Source organism: Kosakonia sp. ML.JS2a (assembly GCF_025642095.1).
Taxonomy (GTDB): Bacteria; Pseudomonadota; Gammaproteobacteria; order Enterobacterales; family Enterobacteriaceae.
This window is the reverse complement of record NZ_CP106754.1, coordinates 2,737,310-2,764,302: the sequence shown is the minus strand read 5'-3', so window position 1 is coordinate 2,764,302 and position 26,993 is coordinate 2,737,310. Positions and strand designations below refer to the sequence as shown.

Here is a 26,993-nt window from a genome sequence, read left to right as displayed (position 1 = left end):
AGAGCCGACACAGTTGGCGGTCAGCGCTCCTCGTCATCCTGCCAGTCGTTCTCCTGCAGGAGTTGTGCAAAGCGCTGCGGATTGCGGTTGCGCGTATTTTTTCGCTGCTCTTTGTCATACCAGTAGTGCTGAATTTCCTGCAACAGCCCCTCAATAGTGGTCTCTGCCGGAACGCGGACGGCGCGCACGCCAATTTGCAGCAGCTGGCGGAAGACGCTTTCGCCGATCGCCACACAGTAGAGCGTCACGCAATCCTCCAGTGCTGCAATCCGGCTGGTGATTTTCTCTTGCTGGTGCCCGGCGAACACCGAAAAATCCACCACCCGCAACAGCGTCACGTCGTTCTCCTTCACACCGTAAATAACCAGCCTCGGCGTTGCGCCAAAGTGCTGATCCACATGGTGATAGTCGGAGCTGGCAAAGGCCACTTTCATTGACCAGACGCCGGAGCAAATGGTGCTGAACTGGCGGTTAACATAGTGCATAGTTGCCTCCGGAAATCGGCGGTTCGCTAACGTGCTGGCGCAACGGGGAGTGGTAAGTGGGCAGGTGATGATGGCGCTCGCGCAGGGTGTTCGCCAGTTCGAACAGGGTATCGCGCATGCCCGCGTAGCCCTGGCGCACGCGGCGAAACTCGCCGAGCCGGTCATAAAGAGGAAAGCCTGCGCGCACCAGCGTGATAGCGAACTGCTCCGCCAGATCTGCGGCGTGGGAGTTGGCGACCAGCAGATCCGCCGGGGTGGCGCACAACAAATCCTGCAAGTCTTCCAGATCGCCAATGGTCACGCTGTCGACGGGCAGATTTTGCAACCCCGGCTGACTCACCGGCGCGACAACCGGGCCGGGAACCATGCCCTGACTGCGGGCGAAATCACACCATGCCGCCAGCAGATCGCCTTCCGCCGCCAGCGCCATGCGCGCCCCCTGTAGCCACATATGACAATCGATCATCGCATCCTGTAATTGCCCGCGCTGGCGCTCAATCCAGGCCGGAACGTCACGCCCGGAGAGGCGTTGCAGGTGGTGAATAAACTGGTCGCAGTTGCCAAGCGTCATCAGATGCGGCAGGGCGATCACCTCACCGCGACTGCGCTGCGCCAGCAGCGTGGCTGCACGGGAAAGGGAGACGCCGATGGCAAAGGAACACAGGCTTTGCCCCATCTGCTCGATCATGCGCAGAGACGCACCGCCCTGGGTGACGGGCGAGAAATCGCCATTCGCCAGATGACCATCCAGCGACAGCGAGAGATCCGGCACCATGACCGGTTGTAATCCAAACGCCTCCACATAGCTGCGCAGCAGTTCCACATCTCCTGGTGTCAATAAATGGCTGAGCAGCAAGTTAACGCGGCGATTACGCAGACCCGGCAGCGGTTTTTCCGCCACCCACTGCGCAATCACGCTTTCCAGCACTGCGCTGTAGCCGTTCTCCAGCGTGCCGTAAAAATCCGGTGTATTGACGGTGAGGAGCGCCACGCCTTTATGACGCGGGAAATCATCGCGGAACTGACGCACCACACGGGAAATGTCGCTGCCCTGGGCCTCCGAAAGCCCGGTGCTGAGCAGCACAATGGCTTTGGGGTTATTGCGCTGGCAGAGGATATTCAGCGCGGTAAAAATGTTTTCATCCGCGCCCATAATGGTCGAGGTCGGGTCCATCGCCGTTGATTGTAAGGGGATCGGATCGTGAAAATGCTGGATAAAAAAGACCTTTGCGAAAGCGCTGCACCCCTGAGCGCCATGCACCAGCGGAATGGTCTGTTCAAACCCCATACTGGCAAGGATCGCCCCCAACGGCTGACCGCTTTTTATGGGGCTGACCGCCAGCGGTTTTTTATTACGTATGATTTCGGCCATCATCGACTCCTTATTGCCACGGCGCACGCGCGTGAGTTTGCGGCCAGACCGGGCTTTCCAGGGTCTGACACAGTTGTTCGGCCAGCGTGACGATGCCGCGATAGCCGGCGAAGGCATGCTCGCGCTCCTGGTTGATATCCAGAAACGGCAACCGCGCTTTGTAGGCGGTGTACATATTGCGTCCACCGGCGATCATCATGTCCGCCTGGTAGCGGTAAACCACATCCAGCAGCGTACGGGCATTGCCCTCGTCGAGCATGATGGCCTCGTCACCCATCAGTTCGCGGATGCGTTGCCGATCCTCTTCGGTGGACTTGCGGGTACCGGTTGCGACCACGGTCATCCCCAGATCCTGTAACGCGGAGACCACCGACCAGGACTTCACGCCGCCGGTGTACAGCAGCGCTTTGCGACCGCGTAACCGCGCACGCAACGGGGCCAGCGCCCGTTCTGCGCGCTGCTCTTCGCGGGTGATTAACGCCGCCGTTCGCGCGATCAGATCCTCATCGCCGGTCAGCGCGGCCAACTGGCGCAAGGCATCGGAGGTGGCGCGCACGCCGTAAAAGCTGCCCTCAAACCACGGCGTGCCATAACGTTGTTCCAGCGCGCGGGCAACGTTAATCAGTGCCCGCGAGCAGACCAGCATATTGACCTGCGCCCGGTGCAGGGTCTGAATGTCGGTAAATCGCCCGTCGCCGGAAAGACTCCCCAGTACACGGATCCCCAGCTCATCGAGCAACGGCTGGATATGCCAGAACTCCCCGGCAATGTTGAACTCGCCAATCAGCCCGATATCGTGGCGGTGCGCCGGAGAAAAGGGGGTATCGTCCGGCCAGGGCGACGGTTCGCGACTGCCGATCACCTGCTTCACCATCACCTCGCCGGCCAGGCGATTGCCGAGATTTTTACTGCCGTAAAAACCCGCTGCATCCACGGCGATCACCGGCACGCCCGTAGCGGTCGCCGCCGCCTGACAGACGGCATCAATATCGTCGCCCTCCATGGCCGGTACGCAGGTGTTGTAGACGAATACTGCTGCCGGGTGATAGCGGTTGACGATATGGCGCACCGCATGAAACAGACGGCGCTCACCGCGCCCCATGATCACATCCTGCTCGTTAAGATCGGTGGTAAAGCCCAGCCGGTTGATACGCGGGCCAGAGCTCAGGCTGCCGCGATTGTCCCAGGAGCTGCCGGTACAGCCGATCGGGCCGTGCACCAGATGCGCCACATCGGACAGCGGTAACAAGGTGATCTGTGCGCCATCAAAGGCGCAGCCGCCCGCGGTTGCCCCGGGTTTGGGCGCGCTACAGCCGGTTTTTTGTTTATGGTTGTGTTCGCAGGCAGGCTCATCAAGCAGTGCGAGAATCTCATTCCCCTTCATAGTGACCTCATGTATGGATTGGGTTACCGGCGGTGTTGCAAATCGCAGGCCAGAAGAGAGTTATTGATTTTTAAGGGGAAATTTATGTTGGCTTTGCGACAAAACGGACAATTGACGTAATGCCGACGTCAAAAAAATCCCCCGCGAACGGGGGATGAGAAGGGGTTAAAACACGCGCGTTTCCAGCGGGTTGTCGCGCTCCAGCCGTTTAGCCAGCCAGGGGGGTAACTGCCCGGCAAGCAGCGTCTTGAGCGCTTCGCACTGCGAAAGAAGGGTAAAACCCGGTGCGACTTTCATGGGGTGAATATTGTGGCGGATCAGGCGCGCCGCAGCCGGGCCGCCAATCGCTTCACAGAACAGCAGGTGGCAATCGTCCAGTAAGCGCGCGCGGCTCTCATTCGGCTCTTTATCCTCCTGACTGCCGGGGTAGCGACGTAAGTCATGTAACCAGTACCCCTGCTCATCAAAGGCGTAGATAAAGAACAGACGACCCTGACCAAAATGGCCGTTGATCGTCAGACCATCCTGCGAACAAAAAGCGACAATTAACTGTGGACGCCGCGCGTGTGGCGTGTGCACCGTGAGATGCGCAGGCAATTCGCCGCGCAGACACGCTCTTACCCGGCTCCAGCGCCCTCTGGACATCAGCGCATGCGCGTAGGGGAATCGTGCCTCCAGTTGCTGCGTATTCAGCGACGCCAGATAATCCGGGGTCAGCGTCTCGTCACGCTCGTCGGTCAGCCAGGCAACAATCTGCGCAGGCTGTAACTCCGGCAGAGACTGAAACAGCGCCAGCATGCGCCAGAAAAGTCTGTCGTTGTCAGACATGGAACACCTCCTTACACCAGCGCATCGCGGGTGGCGCGCAAACTGACCGGAAACGCAGGGCGTCCCGGCTGCTCATTCACGTAATAACGGCGTCCACCCTCGAGAGAAAGCACGCCGCCCCAGCGTTGTGGGGTGTCATGCTCAATGTGCAGAACCCGCGCTTCCAGATCCTGTTTGGCGATATAGCAGTAGAGATCGTCGCCGCGCTGGCGAATGATAATGACCGGCATAGTGCCTCCCTGAGCCCCGTCAGCGACGGGGCTGTGATGGTTAACGGATAAGGTCGAAGCTGTAGTCGGTTTTGCCAAGCTTGATGGTCTCTTTGTCCACCTTATCCAGCACCGCGTTAACCAGCGTCGTCAGGATGCTCATCGCCCCTTCGTAGCCCCAGGTGGTCTGGCGGTGCAGATGGTGGCGGTCAAACAGCGGGAAGCCCAGGCGGATCAGCGGGACTTCAAACTGTTCGCCTTTGGCGAGGGTGTCGCGTTGAATGAACTTGCCATAGGAGTTGCCAATCATAAAATCTGGCTGGCGGGTGAACATCAGCGAACGGAAATGCCACAAATCGCAGTTGATAAAGACTTCGCTCTGCTGACCATACGGCGAGTCGTCGAGCATTTTCTTCATCGCTTTCTGCCAGCGTTTACTGCCGTTGTGGCTGAGGACAACCGTCGGCTCGCAGCCCAGTTCCAGCAGGAAACGGGTCAGCCCCATCACAAAATCCGGGTCGCCAAACAGACCGAATTTCTTGCCGTGCAGCCAGGTGTGGGAGTCGAGCATCATATCCACCAGCCGGCCGCGCTCCAGTGTCAGCGCATCGGCTATCGGCTTGCCGGTAAGCTGGCTGATGGTCATCAGCAGCGCATCGGTGGCCGCCAGGCCAATCGGTGTCGTGACGTCTGTCGCCGGCTGGTTCCACATCTCCTGCACCACTTTTTTGGTTTTCACCAGTTGCCAGGGTTGCAGCAGCAGCGTGTCGATGGCGTCGGGCGCTTCGCGCATCTCCTGTTGCGTGGTACCGCCGGAATACATGTGGTAATGGCCATCCGCCGGGGTATCCAGCACCTCTGAAGGGTCCGACAGCAGGCTACAGGGCACGTCCATCTGTTCCATCATGCGTTTCAGCACGCGGAAATTACCCAGATAGGTTTCAAAACCGGTCACCAGATTGATGCGCGGCAGTGTGCCCGGCTGCGCCTGATAATCGGCGGTGAAGGCGCGGGCAAAACCTTCGAACATATTGTCCCAGCCGGTAACATGGCTGCCGATAAAGCTCGGCGTATGGGCGTACGGCACCGGAATGGCGGCATCAAGAAAACCGTCTTTTTTGGCGTTGGCGATAAAGGCCTGTAAATCGTCGCCGATCACTTCTGCCATACAGGTGGTGGAGACGGCGATGATCTCCGGTTTGTACAGTGCACTGGCGTTTTGCAGGCCGGTATTGAGGTTATTATTGCCGCCGAACACGGCGGCATCTTCGGTCATGGAGTCCGATACGCAGGCCACCGGCTCTTTAAAGTGACGGTTAAAATAGGTGCGGAAATAGGCCACGCAGCCCTGAGAACCGTGCACATAGGGCAGGGTATTGGCGAACCCCAGCGAACAGAGCACCGCCCCCAACGGCTGACAGGCTTTGGCGGGATCGATGGTCAGCGCTTCGCGTGTAAAGTTCAGCGCTTCGTACTCCGGTGTGGTGGTCCACTGGAACACTTCCTGCACCCGCTCCGGCGAGTGCGCTTCTTCCATTCCCCGTTTACCGCGAAACAACGTCTGGTAGGCATCCTGTTCGAACAAAGGATGGCAGTTATGTATTTTCTCAACAGTTTGGCTCATGGTGTTCTCCTCCCGCGCCACAAATCGGTGAACAGACGGGATAGCAGGATAAAAGTCAGGCGGATTTCAGCCACGGCGCGGTCAACTGGCCCCAGGCGGGGTTGTTGAGCGTCATATCCATATCACGGGCGAAAATGGCGAAACCGTCATAGCCGTGGTACGGGCCGGAGTAATCCCAGGAGTGCATCTGGCGAAACGGCACGCCCATTTTCTGGAAGATGTACTTCTCTTTGATGCCGGAACCGATCAGATCCGGCTTCAGGGCTTTAACAAATGCTTCCAGTTCATAGCTGCTGGCGTCATCAAACAGCAGCGTGCCTTCTTTCAGATCCGGCAGGGTGCGATCGTAATCGTCGTTATGGCCGAACTCGTAGCCTGCGGCGATGATCTCCATCCCCAGATCTTCATAAGCGCCTATCACATGACGCGGACGCAACCCGCCCATATAGAGCAGCACTTTGCGTCCCTCAAGACGCGGCCGGTATTTGGCGATGATGGCGTCGTTTTGCGCCTGATAGCGGGCGATCACCGTTTCAGCATTGGCGCGAATGGTGTCGTCAAACTGATCGGCGATTTTCCGCAGCGACTCGGCGATTTTGGTCGGGCCAAAGAAGTTGTACTCCATCCACGGAATGCCGTGTTTTTCCTCCATATGACGGGAGATGTAGTTCATGGAGCGATAACAGTGCACGAGGTTGAGCTTCACGAACGGGGTGTTTTCCATCTCCACCAGCGTGCCGTCGCCGGACCACTGCGCCACCACCCGCAACCCCATCTCTTCGAGCAAAATACGTGACGCCCAGGCATCGCCGCCGATGTTGTAATCGCCGATGATCGCCACATCATACGGGGTGGATTCGAACGGTTTGCCCTCGCGGTTATCCAGCACCCAGTCGCGGATCACGTCATTGGCAATATGGTGCCCGAGAGACTGCGACACGCCGCGAAACCCTTCGCAGCGCACCGGGATCACCGGTTTGTTCAGTGCTTTACGGCTGGCGTTGGCAACGGCTTCGATATCGTCGCCGATCAGGCCCACCGGGCACTCCGACTGGATCGAGATGCCTTTGGTCAGCGGGAACAGCATTTCCATCTCTTCAATCAGTTTGGTCAGCTTTTTGTCGCCGCCAAACACGATGTCGCGCTCCTGAAAATCCGAGGTGAAATTCAGCGTGCCGAAGCTGTCCACGCCGCTGACCCCGGTGTAGTAGTTACGCCGACCGGCGCGGGAGTACTGACCGCAGCCGATCGGGCCGTGGGAGATATGGGCCATATCCTTGATCGGCCCAAACACCACCCCTTTAGAACCGGCGTAAGAACAGCCGCGCACGGTCATCACGCCGGGCTGTGACTTACGGTTGGAGATGATGCACTTACCGACGCTTTCCTGCTCCGGATCGGTGACCATCATGTGCTTTCTGCGTTCTTTGCGCGTCTTCTCCGGAAAAACCTCCAGCACCTCCTGGATGATGTCCAGATTACGTTCGCCTGTTGCATTGCTCATTGCGCTATTCCTTCGATCGGGAGGCCTCAGGCCGCGTTCTCTTCGGCGGCGGTTTTACCGATGATGCTGGTGTCTTCCACATCCATAATGCCGAACTCCATCAGCAGCTCTTCCAGTTCATCCATGGTGCAGGGGGTCGGGACCACCATTTTGGTGTTGTTGACGATTTTGCTGGCCAGCGTGCGGTATTCATTCGCCTGGTTGCAGGTGGGGTCATACTCAATCACCGTCATGCGGCGGATTTCGGCGCGCTGCACAATGTTGTCGCGCGGCACGAAGTGGATCATTTGCGTGCCGAGTTTTTCCGCCAGCGCAATGATCAGCTCGTCTTCACGATCGGTCTGGCGAGAGTTACAAATCAGCCCGCCGAGGCGCACCTTGCCGGATTTGGCATATTTAACAATGCCTTTGGAGATGTTGTTGGCGGCGTACATCGCCATCATTTCGCCGGAACAGACGATATAGATCTCCTGCGCCTTGTTTTCACGGATCGGCATGGCGAAACCGCCGCACACCACGTCGCCGAGCACGTCGTAAAACACGAAATCGAGGTCGGGAACATACGCGCCTTCTTCTTCAAGGAAGTTGATGGCGGTGATCACCCCGCGCCCCGCGCAGCCCACGCCTGGCTCCGGGCCGCCGGATTCCGCGCAGCGCACGCCGCCGTAACCGATTTGCAGCACGTCTTCCAGTTCCAGATCTTCCACGGAACCGACTTCTGCCGCCATCTCCATAATGGTGTTTTGCGCTTTGGCGTGAAGGATCAAACGGGTGGAGTCGGCTTTCGGGTCGCAGCCAACGATCATCACTTTTTTGCCCATCTCCGCGAGGGCGGCAACGAGGTTTTGTGTGGTAGTGGATTTACCAATACCGCCTTTACCGTAAATCGCACATTGACGCATGGTCATGGTGTTTCTCCTGTGGGTTGTGTGTTTGCCACATACCCTTGTGCAGGGAACATACCAGCCATGCCATATTTGTTAATTAACTGATTGTATTGGTTTTTTGTTTTTTCGATGTCTGAGCGGGAAGGGCAAAGAGTAAACAATCGCCAGACCATTTGTACGAAACCGAACAATCGTGTTTGTCGGCGGCGGTGCGTGCCCGTTGCCCGACACTTTGTCGGCTGTTCAACAGGATGTCGCTTTCGCTGTCTTATTCCACGCAATTGCGTTTGTCGGATGCTCAGTAATGGCTTGTATTTCCACGAATAAAGGAGCTGGCACAGGCTGTGCAATAGCCCGCTGACCAGGCCTCTCACATTCGAGGAACGAGCAATGTCCGGAAAGATGAAAACAATGGATGGCAACGCCGCGGCGGCATGGATCGCCTATGCCTTTACCGATGTCGCGGCGATTTACCCCATCACCCCCTCCACGCCAATGGCGGAAAACGTGGATGAATGGGCCGCCGCCGGTAAGAAAAACCTGTTTGGTCAGCCGGTACGGTTAATGGAGATGCAATCCGAAGCCGGGGCGGCCGGGGCGGTGCACGGTGCGTTACAGGCCGGGGCGCTGACCAGCACCTATACCGCCTCGCAAGGGCTACTGCTGATGATCCCCAATCTGTATAAAATCGCCGGAGAGCTGTTGCCGGGGGTGTTTCATGTCAGCGCCCGGGCGCTGGCGGCCAATTCGCTGAACATTTTTGGCGATCATCAGGATGTGATGGCCGTTCGCCAGACGGGCTGCGCCATGCTGGTGGAGAGCAATGTGCAGCAGGTGATGGATCTCTCGGCGGTGGCGCATCTGGCGGCCATCAAAGGTCGCGTGCCGTTTATCAACTTCTTTGACGGTTTTCGCACTTCCCATGAGATCCAGAAAATCGAGGTTCTGGAGTATGACGAGCTGGCCCCGCTGCTGGATACCGACGCGCTGGACCGTTTTCGCCGCAACGCCCTTAACCCCGATCACCCGGTGATCCGCGGTACGGCGCAAAACCCCGATATCTACTTTCAGGAGCGCGAAGCGGCCAACCGCTACTATGCGGCGCTGCCGGATATCGTTGAAGGTTATATGGCAGAGATCGCCGCCATCACCGGGCGCGAGTATCACCTGTTTGATTATTACGGCGCGGAAGACGCTGAACAAATCATCATTGCTATGGGGTCGGTGTGCGACACCATTTCCGAAGTGGTGGATGCGCTGATCGACAGCGGGGAGAAAGTCGGACTGGTGACGGTACACCTGTTTCGCCCGTTTTCGCTGGCGCACTTTTTTGCCAGCATCCCGCCGAGCGTGAAGCGTATTGCGGTGCTCGATCGCACGAAAGAGCCGGGTGCGCAGGCCGAACCCTTATGCCTGGATGTAAAAAACGCCTTTTACCACCACGACAACGCGCCGCTGATTGTGGGCGGCCGTTACGCGCTGGGGGGCAAAGATGTGCTGCCGGGGCATATTGTGTCGGTGTTTGAAAACCTGAAAAAACCGCTGCCGAAGGATGGTTTCACGGTGGGGATTTTCGACGACGTCACCCACACTTCGTTGCCGTTGCCCATGCAGGATGTGCAGGTCTCCCGCGAAGGGATCACCGCCTGTAAATTCTGGGGGCTGGGTTCAGACGGCACGGTCAGCGCCAACAAAAGCGCCATCAAAATTATCGGCGATAAAACGCCAATGTATGCGCAGGCCTACTTTGCCTACGATTCGAAAAAATCCGGCGGCATTACCGTCTCCCATTTGCGCTTTGGTGAGCGTCCCATCACCTCGCCGTATCTGATCCACAAGGCCGACTTTATCGCCTGTTCACAGCAATCCTATGTCGATAAATATGATCTGCTGGAGGGGTTAAATCCCGGAGGAACCTTTCTGCTGAACTGCACCTGGTTTGGCGAGGATCTGGAGGCGAACCTGCCCAACAGCATGAAGCGTTATATTGCCCGCCAGGGCATCCGCTTTTATACCCTGAATGCGGTGGATATCGCGCGCAAACTGGGGCTGGGCGGGCGTTTCAATATGCTGATGCAGTCGGCATTTTTTAAGCTGGCGGGCATTATCGACCCGCAAACCGCCTCAGAGTATTTGAAACAGGCGGTAGAAAAATCGTACGGGCGTAAAGGGCAAAAAGTTGTCGAGATGAACAACGCCGCCATCGATCTGGGGATGGAGGCGATTCACGAAGTGATGGTGCCGGAGCGCTGGGCAACGCTGGAGGAGGAACGGCCTGCGGATACCCGGCTGCTGCCGGATTTCATCCGCGACATCCTCGAACCGATGAACCGGCAGAATGGTGACACACTGCCGGTCAGCGCGTTTATCGGCATGGAAGATGGTACCTTTCCACCCGGCACCGCCGCCTGGGAGAAACGCGGCATCGCCCTGCAAGTGCCGGTCTGGCAACCGGAGGGCTGTACCCAGTGTAATCAGTGCGCGTTTATCTGCCCGCATGCCGCGGTGCGCCCGGCGCTGCTCGATACAGACGAACGCGAATCCGCACCGACGGCGCTGCTGAGTAAGCCCGCGCAGGGGGCGAAAGGGTATGAATACCATCTGGCGATTTCACCGCTGGATTGCTCCGGCTGCGGCAACTGTGCGGATATCTGCCCGGCGAAGGGCAAAGCGCTGAGTATGCAGCCGCTGGAGAGCCAGCGGCATATGGCGGCTATCTGGGATCATGCGCTGGGACTGTCGCCAAAAGCCAATCCGTTTAACAAAACCACGGTCAAGGGCAGCCAGTTTGAAACGCCGCTGCTGGAGTTCTCCGGCGCGTGTGCGGGCTGCGGCGAGACGCCGTATGCCCGGCTGATCACCCAGTTGTTTGGTGATCGGATGATGATCGCCAATGCCACCGGCTGCTCCTCCATCTGGGGCGCGAGCGCGCCGTCGATCCCGTGGACCACTAACCACAAAGGCCAGGGGCCCGCCTGGGCCAACTCGCTGTTTGAAGATAATGCCGAATTTGGCTTAGGGATGATGCTGGGCGGTCGGGCGATACGTGAGCAAATCGCCAGCGACGTGAACGCAGCGCTGGCCGCGCCGGTCAGTAGCGGGTTGCAGCAGGCGCTGTGCGCATGGCTGGAACATAAAGAGAGTGGAGAGGGTAGCCGCGAGCGTAGCGAACACCTGAGCGCGCTGCTGGCGCAGGAGAAAGGCGATAACGCTCTGCTTAACCGGCTGTATCAAAACCGCGACTATTTCACCCGGCGTTCCCAGTGGATCCTCGGCGGTGATGGCTGGGCGTACGACATTGGGTTTGGCGGACTGGATCATGTGCTCGCGTCCGGTGAGGACGTGAATATTCTGGTGTTTGATACCGAGGTTTACTCCAATACCGGCGGCCAGTCGTCGAAGGCGACGCCGGTGGCGGCGATTGCCAAATTTGCCGCGGAAGGCAAACGCACGCGTAAAAAGGATCTTGGCATGATGGCGGTGAGCTACGGCAATGTGTACGTCGCGCAGATCGCCATGGGGGCGGATAAAGCGCAAACCTTACGGGCGCTTGCCGAAGCGGAAGCCTGGCCGGGGCCGTCGCTGGTGATCGCGTATGCCGCCTGCATTAATCATGGTCTGAAAGCCGGGATGGGGTGCAGCATGCGTGAAGCCAAACGGGCGGTGGAGTCCGGTTACTGGCACTTATGGCGATACAATCCACAACTGGCAGCGAAGGGCAAGAATCCGTTTGTGCTCGACTCTGAAGAGCCGGAAGAGGATTTCCGCGAGTTCCTGTTGGGCGAAGTGCGCTATGCCTCGCTGGCGCGGACATCGCCTGAGCTTGCCGGGCAACTGTTTGAGCAAACCGAACAGGATGCGAAGCAGCGTTTTGCGCAGTATCAGCGACGGGCGGGAGAATAAGCCGCTTGCCGGATGGCGCTGCCGCCATCCGGCGAATGCCGGGTTAACCGCTCACGTGAACCTGCGGCATGCGGTTCGTGTTAAAACTGCCGCCCAGTGCGCGTTCCAGTTGTGCGGCGAGTTGCAACAACATACCGTCGTTACCCTGACGGGTTTGGAAATGCATACCCAGTGGAATGCCGGAAGATTGCCAGGCCAGCGGGACAGAGATCCCGGCGGTGCCGGTCAGGCTGGCAAGCGGGGTATAAGAGAAAATCTCCCACAGGGTGTAAAACCAGTCCATAACGTCCGGGTTGTCGCTGAGCGTGAGGTACTTTTTCTCGCCTAACAGCGGCGTGGGTTTGGCGAAGGTCGGCGTGAGGATCACATCCCACTGCTGGAAGAATCGCCCCAAATCCCGCGACACAGTGTTAAACGCATCCTGCATTTTCCAGCGTTCGCTGTAGGACATGTTCACCCCTTTTTGCCAGATACGGAGATTAATCGGCTCGATCTGATCCTCTGGCGGCGCAGTCAGTCCCCTTTTTTCCAGCATGCGTTGAATGAACTGGGCAAAATTACTGATGTAACAGGTGGTTTGTGCCGTAAAGGCCTGCTCAAAATTCACCGACGGCGTGACCCATTCCACCTGATGGCCCAGCTCTTCCAGCAAGCGTACCGTGCGCTCCAGTTCGCCGACAAAATGCGCATCGGCATGGTACTGCCCCCACTCATGGGAAACGGCGATACGCAGCGGTTGCGGATCCCGCTTAATCATCTCCGTGTAGGGCTGTTTGCTCTCCCAGTAAGGCATAAATTCCCCTGGTGCACCGCCGCGGCAGCTATCAATAAACCGCGCGGTGTCGCGCACGCTGCGGCTGACGCAACCCTGCGTCGAGACATAGCCGGTGATATCGGAGAGCGCCGGGGCGATCGACAACACGCCGCGGGAACTTTTCAGGCCGATCAGGCCATGGGAACCCGCCGGAATACGAATTGAGCCCCCGCCATCGGTGGCATGCGCCAACGGCACCACGCCAGCGGCGACGGAGGCGCAGGCGCCTGCCGAGGAGCCAAAGGTGGTGTAATGCGGGTTCCACGGGTTACGGGTGATGTAGATCGCCGGGTTTTCCACGGAACCGCACACGCCAAACTCCGGCGTGGTGGTGCGGCCAATAATGTTCAGCCCGGCGGCGCGGATTTGCGATGTCAGGAAGGCGTCTTCGCTGGCGCGATAACCCTGCAGAAATTTCGAGCCTTGTTCCTGTAAGCGATGTTTAACGCCGGGGCCCAGATCTTTCATCAGGAAAGGTACGCCCCTGAAGGGGCCGTCCAGCGCGGTACCGTCTGTCTCGGGAGCGGCAATCGCATCATCAAACAGTTCAACCACCGAACCGATGTGCGGGTTGATTTTTTCCACTGCCGCCTGCGTTTGCTGCGCCAGCTCTGTCGCGCTGATATCGCCCTGGCTGACGCGTTCGGCCAGTGCCGTGGCATCATGGGCGGCCCATTCCCGCCATGTCATTACGGTTGTCATGTATGCCTCCTTATGGCTGAACGGTGGATCGACGGCGCGTGAGTGCGGGTTGCGGCATCTTTTTACGCTCTTTCAGCAACACGGTGGCGCACAGGCAGAGAATATTGGCGGCGATGAGGTAATAACCCGGTGAGACAGGGTCGCCGGTCCATTTTATGAGCCACGAGAAAACGATTTGCGCGGTGCCGCCAAACAAGGTGATGCCGAAGGCAAAGGCAATCGAGAAACCGGTGGAGCGGACATATTTCGGGAAGTTTTCGCACAGCACGACCAGCACGCCGGAACCACTGATGCATTGTAGCGCGGCAAAAACGGTGATCACGCTGTAAAACACCGCCTCGCTACGCCAGGTATTGATGATTTCCAGTCCCGGCAGCAACAAGACCAGCAAAATCAGCCGGGGTGCAATAATGGTCACTTTTCGCCCAAAACGATCCGCCATCCAGCCGCCAACCAGTGAAAACACCACCACGCAGACGCCAATCAGAATGGTGGACGCCATGGCACTGCCGGGCGCGAACGCCAGCTCATTGAGCGCGTAGGTGGTCATATAATTGAGGAAATACTGAGTGATAGTGCTGCCAGAGAGAATAAAGATACCCACCAGCACCAGTCCCCGGTAATTTTTGAAGACCTCTCCCAGCAGGCTGCCAGTGGATTGCGTTGCGGTGGTGTTTTCCGAGGCGTACGTTTCACGTAAGTGGCGACGCAGGTAAATGGCAATCGGCAGGATCAGCAAACCGAAGGCGAAGGGGATCCGCCAGCCCCAGGCGGCTAATTGTTCCGGCGACAGCACCTGCGTCAACGTATAACCAATCACGCCCGCGCTGATGCCCGCCAGCCCCTGCGCCACAATCTGCCAGCTGGTATAGAACGCCCGCTTACCCTGCGGTGCGGCTTCCATAATAAACGTGGTGGCCGGGCCGGCTTCACCTCCCCAGGCCAGCCCCTGCAACATGCGCACCAGCACCAGCAGAACAGGGGCCGCGATGCCAATGGTTTCGTAGCCGGGCAGGAACACCAGGCCGCCAGTCCCGATGGTCATAAACACCATGGTCAATAACATGGCCGGTTTGCGCCCAACGCGATCGGCATAGCTGCCAATAAAAATCGCGCCAAGCGGACGCACAATAAAACCGATGCCAAAAACGGAAACCGATAATAAAAGCCGGGTAAAGGGATTATCTGACGGGAAAAAGACATTACCGATCATCACCGCGAAGGTGGCATAAGCGCTAAAGTCAAAAAATTCCACGGCCGCGCCAAGGACAACGGCAATCACTTCTTTGCGCGAAGCTTTGGGTTTCTGCGCGCTGTATTCTGTTTCATTTGCCATATTCAGGTCTTCCTCAAGCTGTTCAGTCAAATTAAACGGTGAGAGACACAGCCAGAGATATAGCAAGCAGGAAGGGCAATCACTATCACAATTGTCCGGGGGCAGTGCGTAAAAAAAGTATGCACTGCGCGAAGTGTTAAACGATAAGAAAATAATATCTTTGTTTTTATCTTGTTGATATTTATTGATTTTGTTTTACCTGATGTTTGCCGGTAATTTTTATGGGTAATTAAAACAGACAGACGTGCACTTAAAATGTGCTTTCTCTGTTTCAGATGTCATAAATAATGCGTTGCGGGGCGAAAAACATCCTGATGATAAATAGGCTGTTTTATATTTCTGGCGAGAAAAGAGGAGGGCCGTCTGCACAATAATGGTCAGCCATGCCTGATTGCAGTGCATATTTATCGATTTTGCTACCGCAGTGAGCAACGATTGTCAGAACCGGGCGACCCATAATAAGGTAAAACGCTCAAGACCACATTTCGGGGAGGCCGCCGGATGCAATTACGTGCATTGCGCTATTTTAGCCAGGTGGCGAAGTCGTCTTCACTGCGCGATGCGGCAGATAAATTATTTGTCGCACCGGGTGCGGTCACGCGGCAAATTGATTTGCTGGAACATCATTACGGCGCGCCCTTAATTGAGCGTACGCCCCGCGGTATTCGCTTAACGCGCGAGGGCGAGTTTCTTGCTCAGGCGGTGGACGCGACGTTGCGTGAGCTGGATTCGGTAAAAGAGCGTATCGCCACGGTGCAAAGCGTCGTCTCTGGCACGGTGCGTATTTGTGCCGCAGAAAGCCTGATTTCGGCGTTTATCGCACCGGCGATCGCCGGGTTTCGCCAGCGTCATCCGCGCGTGTCGTTTGAAATCGAGATTGGCAGTGCGCCGCATGTCGCTGAACAGCTTCTCTCCGGGCAGGCGGATCTGGCGCTGACCTTTTATATGCCGGTCAGTGCGGAATTGCAGGTGACCCACAGTTGTGAATTACAACATAAGGTGCTGATGTCGGCACGCCACCCCCTGGCGGGCAAAAGCGCGTTGACCTTGAAAGAGATTGTTCACCACCCGCTGGCGATCCCTCCGGCCAACTATTCGGTGCGGCAACTGCTGGAGTCTGCCGCCCGGCGGGAGAATCTGCATTTTGACTTGTGTTATATCGCCAGTTCGCTCGAAGTGCAGAAAGCACTGGCATTGCAGGGGAATGCGCTGATCATCCTGCCGCAACGGAATGTGAACGACAGCACCGGGTATGAACACTTTGTTGCGGTACCGTTGGCGGATCCGCTGATGGGAAAAGTGAAAGTAGACCTCTGCCTGCCGCGTCAACGCACGCTGTCGCTGGCGACCAAAATCTTCCACGCGATGCTGGCGGAGGACATTGACAGGCAGAATGGGGTGTTTCAATACTGAAGGGAACGCTTTTTTCAGGAACCCTGTATGAACGACAAAACGCTGCTGCCCTTTGTCATCCGCAATTTTAACGAGATTGAGATGGAGACCTTTGTCCGCCCGCCGTTGTACGAATCACGCGGGGGATCGCTGACCAAAGGCACCGCTGCCAGTAAGCTTGGCGCATCAATAGATATTTTGCCGCCGGGCAAACGTGCGTGCCCGTTCCATTTACACCATGCGCAGGAGGAGATGTTTATCGTGCTTAACGGTAGCGGCACTTTGCGCATTGGCGATGAGCACCGCGCCATTAAAGAGGGCGATGTTATCTGCATTCCGCCGGGTAAAAACTGGCCGCATCAGATCATTAATACGTCCGATCAGCTTCTGCGTTACCTCTCCATCAGTACCCTGGAAAGCCCGGAAATTTGTGAGTACCCCGATGCGGATAAATTTCTCGCCCGCGCCCGGGTTGACGGGCGCGACACCTTCCGCCGGGTGGATTTTAACGGCGAGGGCGTGGATTACTGGGACGGGGAAGCGTAATACCCGTCTCCTTCGGAGGGTGACGCGTCATCCATCCAGGCGGCAAACTGCGCTTGCCATTGGGGGTGCCAGCGCGAGAGCGCCGGACGATTTTCGGTGATATCTTCACTCGCCCAGCGAATGCGTTTTTTGTCCATCAGCGGCGTGACCTCGTTATCCGGACAGAGAATATAGAAATCGCCGTTCGCCAGACGCGTCATGCTGTAATCGACCACCTGGTCTGCACTCCAGGCCGCAGCCGTGCGTGCATCTTTATCTTCATTCATGTCGGGGAAATTCATTGCGGTCCTGGTAAAACCCGGCACCAGCAGATGCGCGGTGATCCGATCGCCGACGCGGTTTCGCAGCTCGTGCGCCAGTTGCTCCGTCAGTACTTTCACGCCGGCTTTCGCCACGCTGTAGGCTGCATTACCCGGTGGCGTGGTGATCCCCTCTTTTGAACCGAGGTTGATAATGGCGCAACGGCGTTGTTGCGCCAGCATGTGCGGTACAAACAGGTGTTGCAGGGCTACCATGGACAGCAGATTGATTGCCAGATTGGCGTGAAAGGCGTGTGGGCTGTCCCACGGGCCCGCGCTCGCCGTAACACCCGCATTGTTGATGAGCAGCTGTGCGTCGCCAAAAGCGGCACGCGTTTCATCATACAGTTGCTGCAACGCCTTCTCGTCAGCGACGTCGCCGATCACGCACACGGTGTCCGTGTTCAGGCTCTCCGCCAGCCTCTGTAATGCGTGGCCATCGCGGTCAAATAAACTCAGTCGTAACCCCTCTTTCGCCAGCCGCTGCGCCCAGGCTGCACCAATACCGTTTGCCGCGCCGGTGATGACCACGACATTGCCAGGGGTGAACAGATTGTCAGTCATAAGAAATCCTCTTTGCATACCAGACAGAGAAAAACATCAACGCCATGCCGCCCGTCGCAAGCGATGCGCCAACCCAACCGGTGGCGGCCCAGCCGTAGCCCGCGCTGATTGCCGCGCCGCCCAACGACGCGCCGATGGCGTTCGATATATTGAATGCGCTGTGATTAAGCGAGGCCGCAAGGGTTTGCGCGTTGCTGGCCACTTTCATTAACCGGCTCTGTAACGCCGGGACCAGCGCAAAACCATTCCCCAGCAAAAACAGCGCCAGCACGGCGGCCCAGCGGATATGCGCGACCTGTGCAAACAGCGCCAGACAGAGCACATTCCACAGCAGCAGGGTAAAAATAGCCGCTGTCAGCGCCCGGTCCGCCAGCCAGCCGCCGAGCACATTGCCGCAGACCATGCCCGCGCCCCACAGCATCAGCACCGCCGGAACCTGCGACAGATTGAAGCCGCTGACCTGCGTCAGCGTCGGTGTAATGTAGCTGTAGACGGCGAACATACCGCCAAACCCCACCGCGGCGACCGCCAGCGTCAGCCATACCTGCACGCTAGTCAGCGCTGAAAGTTCTGTCAGCGGCGAGGCGGTTTTGCTGGCCGGGGCAAAGGGAATTAACAGGCGCACCAGCAGGGCGGTCAGCAGCACGCCCAGCGCCACAAAACCGAAAGCCGCCCGCCAGCCCAGGTGTTGCCCCAGCCAGGTCATTGCCGGGACGCCAGCAACATTGGCGGCGGCTAAGCCCAGCATGACGTAGCCAATAAACTGCGTGCGTTTTTCCTGCGGAGCCATGCTGGCTGCCGCCAGTCCCGCCACGCCGTACCAGGCACCGTGGGGCAGGCCAGCGATAAAGCGCGACACCAGTAATGACGTAGCGTTCCAGGCCAGCGCGCTGGCGATGTACCCGGCGGCAGCCAGCAGTAACAGAAGAAGCAATAAGCACTTACGCGGTAAGCGGGTGCCAATCACCGCTAACAGCGGTGCGCCTAACACAACGCCAATGGCGTAAGCGCTGATATAACATCCCGCCTGCGGTATGGAAACCTGGGTGGTCTGCGCCAGTGCGGGTAACAAACTCATGGTGGCGAACTCACCGGTGCCGATAAACAGTCCGCCAAGCGCCAGTGAGAAAATGGCCGGAAGCAGCGCCGCACGGGTGGTGCCGGGGTGAAGAATGCTCTGCATGTAATGCCTTGCAGTGGGGGTAACAATGTGAGGACAGTCTACAGGCCGTTTATGGCCTGTTTGATGAGGTGATTGCGATGGCGTGTTGAATCAGGCTCAACGATAGAGCGCTACACACTGACAAAATGGCTTACGCAGGCATCGTGGTGAAGAGTGTGGATCAGGATGCCAGCCGGATCGGTCACCGCCGGGATCGTCTGCGGCTCAAGCATCAGCGGATTGGCAGGGCAAATGGAGCCGCAGCTGTACGCCGGTATCCCGGCAACGGTCGCACACATCGCACGATGCACATGACCGCAGCACAGCGCCAGCGGTGGAAAAGGGAGGCGGGCGAGCAGCTGCTTCAGCGCATCCGCCCCTTCACACATGGCGTTATCCAGTGGCGCGATGCCTGACGGAAACAGGTGCTGATGCAAAAAGATCATGGCCGGTTGCGGGTACGCGCCAAGGGCGGTTTCAAGCCAGGCGAGATGCGGGCGAATGTCCCCGCCGCTGGCCCCTGCGATCGTGACATCGACACCGATAACCGGCACGCCTTTGATGTACTCGCTAAAGTGCAGCGCTTGAGTCGGATCGCGGTGTGCAAAATCCGCCAGGCTGGCGCACATCACCGTTTTGTCATCGGCATTGCCGGGTAGCATCCGCACCGGGCAGGCAAGGCGCTTAAGTTCGGTGTCAATGGCGCGGTAGCCCTCATGCCAGCCCTCATCGGTAAGATCTCCGCTGACCACCAACAGATCCGGTTGTATACCACGAAGCCAGTCAATGACCTTGTGCAGCCGCACCAGATTGTCATTGTCCGGCGCGGCATGAATATCGCTCAACTGTGCAATCAGCATTACGTGCAGCTCCCTTAGCCAGCAAACCTGAAGTATGGCAGGGATAACCTCAAACAGGGGTATACTGCGTTGAACTGTGAATTACACTCAATAATCATGCCGGAGTGAGTATGCCCGTTCGTCCGATTACGCGCCTGTCGCGCAGCGATCTTGCTGACCTCAATGCTTTTCGAACTGTCGAACGCCTGCGCAGTTTCACCCAGGCGGCGGTGGAGCTTGGGATCACCACCTCGGCGCTCAGCCATGCGGTGCGCAACCTGGAAAACCGTCTCGGCATCCGGCTGTTAAACCGCACCAGTCGCACGGTGTCGCCGACGGAAGCGGGCGCAGCGCTTGCTGAACGGCTGAACATCGGTTTTGCCGAAATCAGCCATGCCCTCGACGATATCAATACCTTTCGCGACAGCCCGGTGGGGCGCATCCGCTTGAACGTGCTCAATGATGGCGCGCGACTGGTGCTGGCACCGCATTTACCGGTATTTCTGAAACGTTACCCGGACGTGCAGGTGGATATCACCATTGATGATCGAATGGTGGACATCGTTGCCGCGGGTTTCGACGCGGGCATCCGCTACGGTGGCACGGTCCCGGAAGATTTTGTGGCCGTGAAACTGGGTCGTGATCTGAAATGGGTGGCGGTCGCTTCCCCGCGTTACCTCTATCATCGCCAGACGCCCGTGTTACCGGAAGACCTGCTGGCCCATTCCTGTATTCAGATTCGTACCGGCGCAGGCGTTATTTACAAATGGGAGTTTCGCAAAGGAGACGAATACCGGGAGATCGATGTGCCAGGGCAGGTTTGCGTGGGGGATACGGTGATGGGCATCGAACTTGCGCTGGCGGATGTGGGGATCACCTATTGCCCGGAAGCCCGCGTCGCCCGTTATTTGCAAAGCGGCGAACTGCGGGAGGTGCTGCCCGAGTGGTCGCACATTGCTCCGGCCATGTATCTTTACTATCCAGGCCATCGCACCGTGCCCGCCGGGCTACGGGAACTGATAGCTGTGTTACGTGAGCAAATGGCGTAAGCTGAAGGACTTATTTTCGTTATGCCATTTGCATAACGGCACATTGATTACACATGAATGACAATAAAGGTCCACACAGCCTATGTCTGATCTCTCTTCATTACCGCTTCAGGAAGCGTATCCGCAATTACAGACGCTGGATCCTCTGGCCAACGCGATCATTGATAAAACCGTCGATAATGTCACCCGAAAACTGGTAGCGGGTTACCGCAATAAACGGAATTCTCAACCAGGTGCGAACAACCCCAAAATAGCCGTCACCGTGGCAGACACCCTGGAAGCAACGTCTGCGCAAAGCGTACTGGCAGTCGCCAACCGTGGGGTGAACTGGAAAGAGTTAATTGTTAAGACATTCAGCCACGGTATTTCATCGATCGCCTCCATGAAATTTGATGGTGAATTTACCGTCACAAACGGTGTGGCCGATGGGCTGAAAAATGTTCCCGACACGCCGGGGGTGTATGTCGTTTTTAATAAAGAGGGCGTGGCGCAATATATTGGTGATGCGGCCAAATTACGCACGCGCTGGATTGCCGGTCATTTAAATGAAAATAAGCAAGCCGAACGTAACGGAACGCCCTATAAGCTGGCTGACGAGTTCAGTGAAGGGTGCACGGTAAAATTTATCAGCGTCGATTCGGTTGAAACGGCGGCGGCGATTGAAGCGCATATCCTGAAAACGGAAATGCCGCCGGTGAATAAAAAAGAGGAACTGAAAAACGAGCAGGGCACCCGTTCCAACATTGAAGCGAAAAAAATGAAGGACAAGCTGGACAGCGCCGCTACCCTTGCTGTCGGTGCGGCGAAAGAAGCCGCGCTGAATGTCGGATGGGACGTGTTCGAACGGCTTGCCACCACCATGATCAAGGCACTGAAAGATGAAATGGTGGATCTGTTTATCACCTCAAAAGCGCTGCTTCGCGTTCGATTAACGCGCTTTCTGGATACGGTCTGGGGTGTCATCAAGCAGTACATCGAAGCCCCGCTGTCGATTCTGAAAGGTATCTTTGAATTCGTGCTTAACGCGTTGAGTCAGGCGATCGGCAAAATCTACCAGTTGGCGAAAAATATCTACGAACTGGGCATGTCAGCGATGGCATTGGTAAAAGGCGCGAAAACGATGACGCGCCAGCAGATGATTGATAAAGCCTCCGAGATTATTATTACCAGCGGCGTTCTGATCTTCTGGGATGCGCTGGAGCCGATTATCGAGTCCGGCATTACGGGGTTATTTGCACCGCTTGCGCCTTTTGCGCCGTATATCTCCTCATTGCTGTGCGCGATTGGCTTTGGTGTGACCAGCCACTATTTGTCGTCATTTGTGCCGCAGGTCTTAACGCTGGTCGCCAATACCGAGCCGCAATTTATTGAGGCAGGGCGTAAAACACATCAGCAGTTACTGGCAAATATGGAAGCCAATGAAAACCTGCTGACGGAAATCACGGCATATGCCCGTTCATCCGTGGCGTTTATTGATGAGACGCGCGCGCAAACGCAACAACTTCAGTCGCGGGTGGTAAAACTGACGCGTTTTTCCATTGCCGATGATTTAGCCAAATTAAAAGGACAGTAATGTGACTGCTTTATTGCCAGCCATTCCCGCGCGCCAGCATCCCGTTGCCCACTTTCGTCACAATATTGATGCGTTGCTCCTGCGTCTGAACGACGAGTTCGAGAAGACGAAAGATGTGCAGGGCGACGTCGCCGCCTTTAATGAACGCGGTTTTTTTAGTCGCTGGACGGGCTCTATCACGACGCAAAATGACACCGATTTGGCCGCTATGATCGCAAGCCTTGGCGGCAGCCTCAGCGTGACGCAGGAGGTGTTGCGCTGCCTGTTGCAGATCAACGCAGAGAAAAACCAGGCGCTGAAAGGGTTTCATGCCGCAATTGTGGACAAATTACAGGATCTGGAATCGAACGATAGCGCTTTTGATTCGAGCGTGCGGGAAAACTTCACGCTGCTGCTGGAGCATCTGAAAGAGCAGGTCGAAGATAAGCTCGCGCAGGCAAACCAGGTTGAAGAGCATGCCCGAACGCTGGAAACACACCATGACCAGCTCAGTGCTTTTCAGCGCGATCTGGCGCAGCAGCAGCGCCAGTATCAACGTCTGGTTGAGCAACTTGATGAACTGGAAACGAATAGCGAGACGCATACCCGGCAGGTGAATCAGTGCGAAAGCGAACTGGCGGCGGTAAAAAACAGAGCGGAGGGTATAGAACGTAAACTGGCCGCACTGGAGCAACAGCTTGCTGAGAATACGCTGCACTGCAACACGCTCGCGCGCACCATGCGTAAGAACCGACCTGGTTTCAGAGACCTGTTATTGTTCGCCTCGGCGGCGGGGGTGGTTGTTCTGGGCTGGTTGCAGTTCGCTCACACGCTGTAAACCGTAGGCGGCTAACCCACTTCGCGCAGCGCCGTAATAAACGCCTGCAACGTTGCCGGGATCTGGCGGTGGCTGGAGTAGTAAAGGCACAGTCCTTCAATGGGCGGGCTCCAGGACTCCAGCACCCACACGGCGTCTCCCTGAGCAATGGCCTGGCGGGCGTAAGGCTCCGGCACAAAGGCAATGCCGAGGCTTTTGACCGCCGCTTCAACCATCAGCGCGCTGTTATCGAGACACAGATTTCCGGGCACATCCACTAACAGCGGTCTGTGATGGTCCATAAATTCCCAGCGGTAGCGCTTGCCGCCAGGAAGGCGCTGGCAAATGCAGCGGTGCTGGTGCAGATCCTGCGGCGATTTAGGTGTTCCGGCCTGGCTGAGATAGCCCGGCGAGGCAATGGCAATAAAGCGAATCGGGCCGCCAAACGGCACGGCAATCATATCCTGCGGTACGGCTTCCGCCAGACGCACCCCCGCATCGAACCCTTCCGCCACAATGTCTACCAACCGGCCTTCGGTGACCAGATCCAGCGTGACATGCGGATGCGTATGCAGAAATCCTTCCACGACATGCTGCAACAACCAGCGCGCGCCGCCTTCGTTGGCATTGATCCGCAACGTTCCGCTCAGCGTCTGCGCACCAAGACGCGTGGCATCGAGCACGTCGTCCAGTTCGTTCAACAGCGGTTGTAACCGTTGCAACAGCGCTGCGCCATGTTGTGTGAGCGAGACGCTGCGGGTGGTGCGGTGCAGTAATCTGGCGTTTAGCTGGCTTTCCAGCGAACGCATCGCGTGACTGAGCGCGGAACGGGAAACCCCCAGTTCATTGGCGGCACGCTGAAAACTGCGATGCCGGGCGACCAGCACGAAGGCGTTTAAATCACTCAGAGCGGGCGGTTTCATTGTTGAAAGTTTCTCACCATAGCATGCACATTGTTGTGTCTTATCATAGCACTGGCGACGGCTTACGCTAACGGACGTTGAGTTAACGACGAGGTATGCGATGAAAAGCTGGCTGATTACCGGAGCCTCCTCCGGTCTTGGATTGTTGATGGCGCGCAAGCTGTTAGCGCGGGGGGATAAGGTCGTGGCGTGCGTTCGCCGCCCACAGTCGCTGGACGAACTGCACGCGCGCTATGGTGAACGGTTAACCGTGTGCTGTTTTGATATGACGGACACGACTGCCATGCGCGATGCGCTGACGGCTGCCTTTACCGCCTGCGGCCATATTGATTATGTGGTGAGCAATGCCGGTTATGGTCTGTTTGGCTCGGCGGAAGAGGTGAGTGATGCGCAAATCGAACGGCAGATTGCCACCAATCTGACCGGGTCGATTCAGCTGGTGCGCGCAGTATTGCCGTGGTTGCGTGCGCAGAACGGCGGGCGGATTGTTCAGATCTCCTCGGAAGGCGGGCAGGTGGCCTACCCGAATTTTAGCCTTTACCATGCCAGTAAATGGGGCATTGAAGGGTTTCTGGAGTCGGTTGCCCAGGAAGTGAAACCTTTTGGCATCGATATTGTGATCGCAGAACCCGGCCCGACAGCGACCGGGTTTGGTCAGGGTCTGGATCATGCTACCCCGCTTGCCGTCTACGATGAAACACCGGCGGGCGAGGTGCGACGGGCGATTGCCAGCGGTGCGTTTGATATTAAAGGTGACGCTGAACGCACGGTTAATGCCCTGATCAACGTGGTGGAAATGCCACAGCCGCCGTTCAGGGTGCCGCTTGGCAGCCTCGCTTATCATCATCTGACGGCGTCGCTTTCCGCACGGTTGCAGGAGATTGAACGCCAGCGTGAGGTGGCTTACTCCGCCGATCGGGAGTAGCGCATCGCCAGTAGCGGTTTGGCGGTTCTGCCGGGCGTCTGGTAGAACCGCACGGCCGCTTGCCACTGGTGCAGATCGAACAGTTCGGCGTCGCTGACGCGGCTGTGGCGCAGGTGCGCCCAGAGCGAGCGGAACGTCTCCTGCCACTGGGGCGCGGGAAGCGCGTCGAGATAATGACGGACATGAAACCAGTGCACCACCGGCAAACGCTGGCGAAGAGAGAATGGCTGGCCGGAGAGCAGGCCGTAGCTGATAAATTGCCCGCGATGTGGCATGGCGTCCAGCAGGTGTTGCGCCAGTGCGCCGCCGGTGGCGTCATACACCACTTCCGCATTGCTGGCCGCCTGTGCAATGGCGGCGGTTTCGGTTTCCGCCAGCGGTTTGATGCCGCTGGCCGCCAGTCTGTCAGCATGGATCGCCGAGCGATAAATGCCGGTCACGCTCAGTGCGCCCTGCTGTAAGGCCCACTGCGCGAGAAAACCTGCGCAGTCCGACCCTGCCGCCGTCACGATGACATGTTTGCCGCCGGGGGGATAGTGTTGCAGCATCAGCAGCGCCGCCAGCGGGTTGATATACGCTCTGGCGGCAAGCGTATCGTCGATCTCCTCCGGCACGGCAATGGCGAAGGCCGCCGGGCAATCAACATACTGCTGCCATGTTCCTTCACCGCGTAAGGGCAATACCCGTTTCCCCACTAAATGCGCCGCAGATGCCGGTGCCTGCGTGACCACGCCCACGCCTTCATAGCCTGCAATCGCGGGCAGGGTGATGCGGTGGCGGTACGCGCCCGTCACCGGGATCAAATCGGAAGCATTCACCGGCGCAAGCGTCATTTTGACGCGCATATTCTCTGCCGCCAGCGGCCCCATGTCGCGCGTTTCACTTTGTAAACGCACCAATGGGTCGCCAAAATTTCGGTACACTATTGCGGTGTTGTACATGCTTTGCACTCTGTTATGCCGGTCGCTAACGTTAAACACTGTAAAGGATTATACCTATGTTTTTCCCGAAGAAATCCCTCTGTTCTCTGCTGTTGTTTGGCATTTGCGCCGCGAATGCCGCCACCATCGATAACGCGACGCTGACGGCGGTTGCCCGCTTGCAGGAAGCGCATTTAGGTGCGCGTATTGGTATTGCGGTGGTGGACACCGCCAGTGGAGAAACGGTGAGCTATCGCGGTAATGAACGCTTCCCGCTGAACAGCACCTATAAAGCGCTGCTGTGCGGGGCGTTGTTGAGTAAAGCCGACAAAGGTGAATTGTCGCTGAATGACACCACCCAGTTCAGCCAAAGCGAGCTGGTGGAGTATTCGCCGGTCACCAGCAAATTCGTCGCGCCAGCGACCATGAGCTGGCAACAGCTGTGCAGCGCGGCCGTCAGTGTCAGTGACAATACGGCGGCCAACCTGGTGACGAAAAAGCTCGGCGGCCCGGCGGCGATAACGCGGTTTATTGCGGCTTCGGGTGACAGTGTCACGCGTCTGGATCGCTATGAACCTGAGCTGAACAGCGCCATTCCGGGCGATTTACGCGATACCACCACGCCGCTCGCAGTGAGCCAGACCCTGCAAAAGCTGGCGCTGGGGGATGTGTTAACGCCGGGTTCCCGCGCGCAACTGGTGCAGTGGATGCGCGACGATAAAGTGGCCAACCCGCTGCTGCGTTCGGTGTTGCCAGCGGGCTGGGAGATTGGCGATAAAACCGGCGCTGGTGCCAATGGTTCGCGCTCTATTATCAGCATCGTCTGGCCACACAAAAATAAACCCCGTATCGTAACGATTTATATAACGGATACCAAAGCAACGCTGGCGCAAAGTAATGACGCCATTGCCCGAATCGGTTCCGCAATATTTAATGCAACGCATTAATAAACCGGCA

The 26,993-nt window shown here is 57.5% G+C and carries 23 protein-coding genes; 8 read left to right on the top strand and 15 right to left on the bottom strand.

From position 1 onward, the window contains the following. Positions 1-20 precede the first annotated feature (20 nt). The 8 genes from N7922_RS13050 to nifH form a co-directional block, all read right to left on the bottom strand. Positions 21-485 carry a NifB/NifX family molybdenum-iron cluster-binding protein gene (locus tag N7922_RS13050; RefSeq protein WP_263096669.1) on the bottom strand — a complete coding sequence of 155 codons (465 nt, stop codon included), beginning with the start codon at positions 483-485 and terminating at the stop codon, positions 21-23. Continuing rightward, positions 472-1,857 carry a nitrogenase iron-molybdenum cofactor biosynthesis protein NifN gene (nifN, locus tag N7922_RS13045; protein WP_263100902.1) on the bottom strand — a complete coding sequence of 462 codons (1,386 nt, stop codon included), beginning with the start codon at positions 1,855-1,857 and terminating at the stop codon, positions 472-474. The genes N7922_RS13050 and nifN overlap by 14 nt, the downstream gene beginning before the upstream one ends. A 10-nt stretch (positions 1,858-1,867) precedes the next feature. Beyond that, positions 1,868-3,241: a nitrogenase iron-molybdenum cofactor biosynthesis protein NifE gene (gene nifE, locus N7922_RS13040; protein WP_263096668.1), complete on the bottom strand. Its 1,374-nt coding sequence runs from the start codon at positions 3,239-3,241 to the stop codon at positions 1,868-1,870. Between the two features lie 165 nt (positions 3,242-3,406). Beyond that, the gene (locus N7922_RS13035) at positions 3,407-4,069 is read right to left on the bottom strand and encodes a NifB/NifX family molybdenum-iron cluster-binding protein (RefSeq protein WP_263096667.1); all 663 of its coding nucleotides are present in this window, start codon (positions 4,067-4,069) and stop codon (positions 3,407-3,409) included. Between the two features lie 11 nt (positions 4,070-4,080). Then, positions 4,081-4,299 carry a putative nitrogen fixation protein NifT gene (gene nifT / locus N7922_RS13030; RefSeq protein WP_263096666.1) on the bottom strand — a complete coding sequence of 73 codons (219 nt, stop codon included), beginning with the start codon at positions 4,297-4,299 and terminating at the stop codon, positions 4,081-4,083. A gap of 40 nt (positions 4,300-4,339) precedes the next feature. Continuing rightward, entirely contained in the window at positions 4,340-5,902 is a 1,563-nt protein-coding gene (gene nifK / locus N7922_RS13025) for a nitrogenase molybdenum-iron protein subunit beta (protein ID WP_263096664.1), read from the bottom strand. A gap of 55 nt (positions 5,903-5,957) precedes the next feature. Next, positions 5,958-7,406 (bottom strand): nitrogenase molybdenum-iron protein alpha chain, encoded by a 1,449-nt coding sequence (gene nifD / locus N7922_RS13020; RefSeq protein WP_263096663.1) that lies wholly within the window; start codon positions 7,404-7,406, stop codon positions 5,958-5,960. A 26-nt stretch (positions 7,407-7,432) separates the two neighbouring features. Next, a complete protein-coding gene (nifH, locus tag N7922_RS13015; RefSeq protein ID WP_263096662.1) occupies positions 7,433-8,314 on the bottom strand; it encodes a nitrogenase iron protein in 882 nt (293 codons plus the stop codon). 369 nt (positions 8,315-8,683) lie between these two features. Between nifH and nifJ the strand changes: the two genes are divergently transcribed. Continuing rightward, on the top strand, positions 8,684-12,196 hold the full coding sequence (nifJ, locus tag N7922_RS13010; protein ID WP_263096660.1) for a pyruvate:ferredoxin (flavodoxin) oxidoreductase: 3,513 nt from the start codon (positions 8,684-8,686) through the stop codon (positions 12,194-12,196). Positions 12,197-12,239: 43 nt separating this feature from the next. Here the strand turns inward: nifJ and N7922_RS13005 are convergent, their stop codons facing one another. Further along, entirely contained in the window at positions 12,240-13,712 is a 1,473-nt protein-coding gene (locus tag N7922_RS13005; protein ID WP_263096659.1) for an amidase, read from the bottom strand. A 10-nt stretch (positions 13,713-13,722) separates the two neighbouring features. Continuing rightward, positions 13,723-15,048, bottom strand: coding sequence for an MFS transporter (locus N7922_RS13000; RefSeq protein WP_263096658.1), 1,326 nt, complete (start codon positions 15,046-15,048; stop codon positions 13,723-13,725). A gap of 501 nt (positions 15,049-15,549) precedes the next feature. Between N7922_RS13000 and N7922_RS12995 the strand changes: the two genes are divergently transcribed. Together N7922_RS12995 and N7922_RS12990 are read left to right on the top strand one after the other, a co-directional pair. Next, complete coding sequence (locus tag N7922_RS12995) at positions 15,550-16,461, top strand: LysR family transcriptional regulator (protein WP_263096656.1); 912 nt, start codon at positions 15,550-15,552, stop codon at positions 16,459-16,461. 27 nt (positions 16,462-16,488) lie between these two features. Next, positions 16,489-16,986, top strand: a complete 498-nt coding sequence (locus N7922_RS12990; RefSeq protein ID WP_263096655.1) for a cupin domain-containing protein — start codon at positions 16,489-16,491, stop codon at positions 16,984-16,986. Here N7922_RS12990 and N7922_RS12985 read toward each other — a convergent pair. From N7922_RS12985 to N7922_RS12975, 3 genes are all read right to left on the bottom strand, one after another. Next, a complete protein-coding gene (locus N7922_RS12985; RefSeq protein WP_263096654.1) occupies positions 16,965-17,849 on the bottom strand; it encodes an SDR family NAD(P)-dependent oxidoreductase in 885 nt (294 codons plus the stop codon). The genes N7922_RS12990 and N7922_RS12985 overlap by 22 nt on opposite strands. Continuing rightward, a complete protein-coding gene (locus N7922_RS12980; RefSeq protein WP_263096653.1) occupies positions 17,842-19,032 on the bottom strand; it encodes an MFS transporter in 1,191 nt (396 codons plus the stop codon). Before N7922_RS12980 ends, N7922_RS12985 begins: the two co-directional genes overlap by 8 nt. 110 nt (positions 19,033-19,142) lie before the next feature. Then, positions 19,143-19,871 carry a metallophosphoesterase gene (locus tag N7922_RS12975; RefSeq protein ID WP_263096652.1) on the bottom strand — a complete coding sequence of 243 codons (729 nt, stop codon included), beginning with the start codon at positions 19,869-19,871 and terminating at the stop codon, positions 19,143-19,145. A 110-nt stretch (positions 19,872-19,981) separates the two neighbouring features. On the opposite strand from N7922_RS12975, the gene N7922_RS12970 reads away from it, so the two are divergent. The 3 genes from N7922_RS12970 (at position 19,982) to N7922_RS12960 (ending at position 23,289) form a co-directional block, all read left to right on the top strand. Then, entirely contained in the window at positions 19,982-20,899 is a 918-nt protein-coding gene (locus N7922_RS12970) for a LysR family transcriptional regulator (RefSeq protein WP_263096651.1), read from the top strand. Positions 20,900-20,981: 82 nt separating this feature from the next. Further along, positions 20,982-22,472 (top strand): GIY-YIG nuclease family protein, encoded by a 1,491-nt coding sequence (locus N7922_RS12965; protein WP_263096649.1) that lies wholly within the window; start codon positions 20,982-20,984, stop codon positions 22,470-22,472. 1 nt (position 22,473) lies between these two features. Beyond that, on the top strand, positions 22,474-23,289 hold the full coding sequence (locus tag N7922_RS12960) for a hypothetical protein (protein WP_263096647.1): 816 nt from the start codon (positions 22,474-22,476) through the stop codon (positions 23,287-23,289). 11 nt (positions 23,290-23,300) lie between these two features. On the opposite strand, the gene N7922_RS12955 is transcribed toward N7922_RS12960, so the two are convergent. Next, positions 23,301-24,191, bottom strand: coding sequence for a LysR family transcriptional regulator (locus N7922_RS12955; RefSeq protein ID WP_263096646.1), 891 nt, complete (start codon positions 24,189-24,191; stop codon positions 23,301-23,303). 100 nt (positions 24,192-24,291) lie between these two features. Between N7922_RS12955 and N7922_RS12950 the strand changes: the two genes are divergently transcribed. Further along, positions 24,292-25,116, top strand: a complete 825-nt coding sequence (locus N7922_RS12950) for an SDR family oxidoreductase (protein ID WP_263096645.1) — start codon at positions 24,292-24,294, stop codon at positions 25,114-25,116. On the opposite strand, the gene N7922_RS12945 is transcribed toward N7922_RS12950, so the two are convergent. Further along, positions 25,095-26,057, bottom strand: a complete 963-nt coding sequence (locus tag N7922_RS12945) for a zinc-dependent alcohol dehydrogenase family protein (protein ID WP_263096644.1) — start codon at positions 26,055-26,057, stop codon at positions 25,095-25,097. The two genes, N7922_RS12950 and N7922_RS12945, sit on opposite strands and share 22 nt — an antisense overlap. A 56-nt stretch (positions 26,058-26,113) precedes the next feature. Here N7922_RS12945 and bla point away from each other — a divergent pair, with 56 nt between their 5' ends. After that, on the top strand, positions 26,114-26,983 hold the full coding sequence (bla, locus tag N7922_RS12940; RefSeq protein ID WP_263096643.1) for a class A beta-lactamase: 870 nt from the start codon (positions 26,114-26,116) through the stop codon (positions 26,981-26,983). Positions 26,984-26,993: the final 10 nt, after the last annotated feature.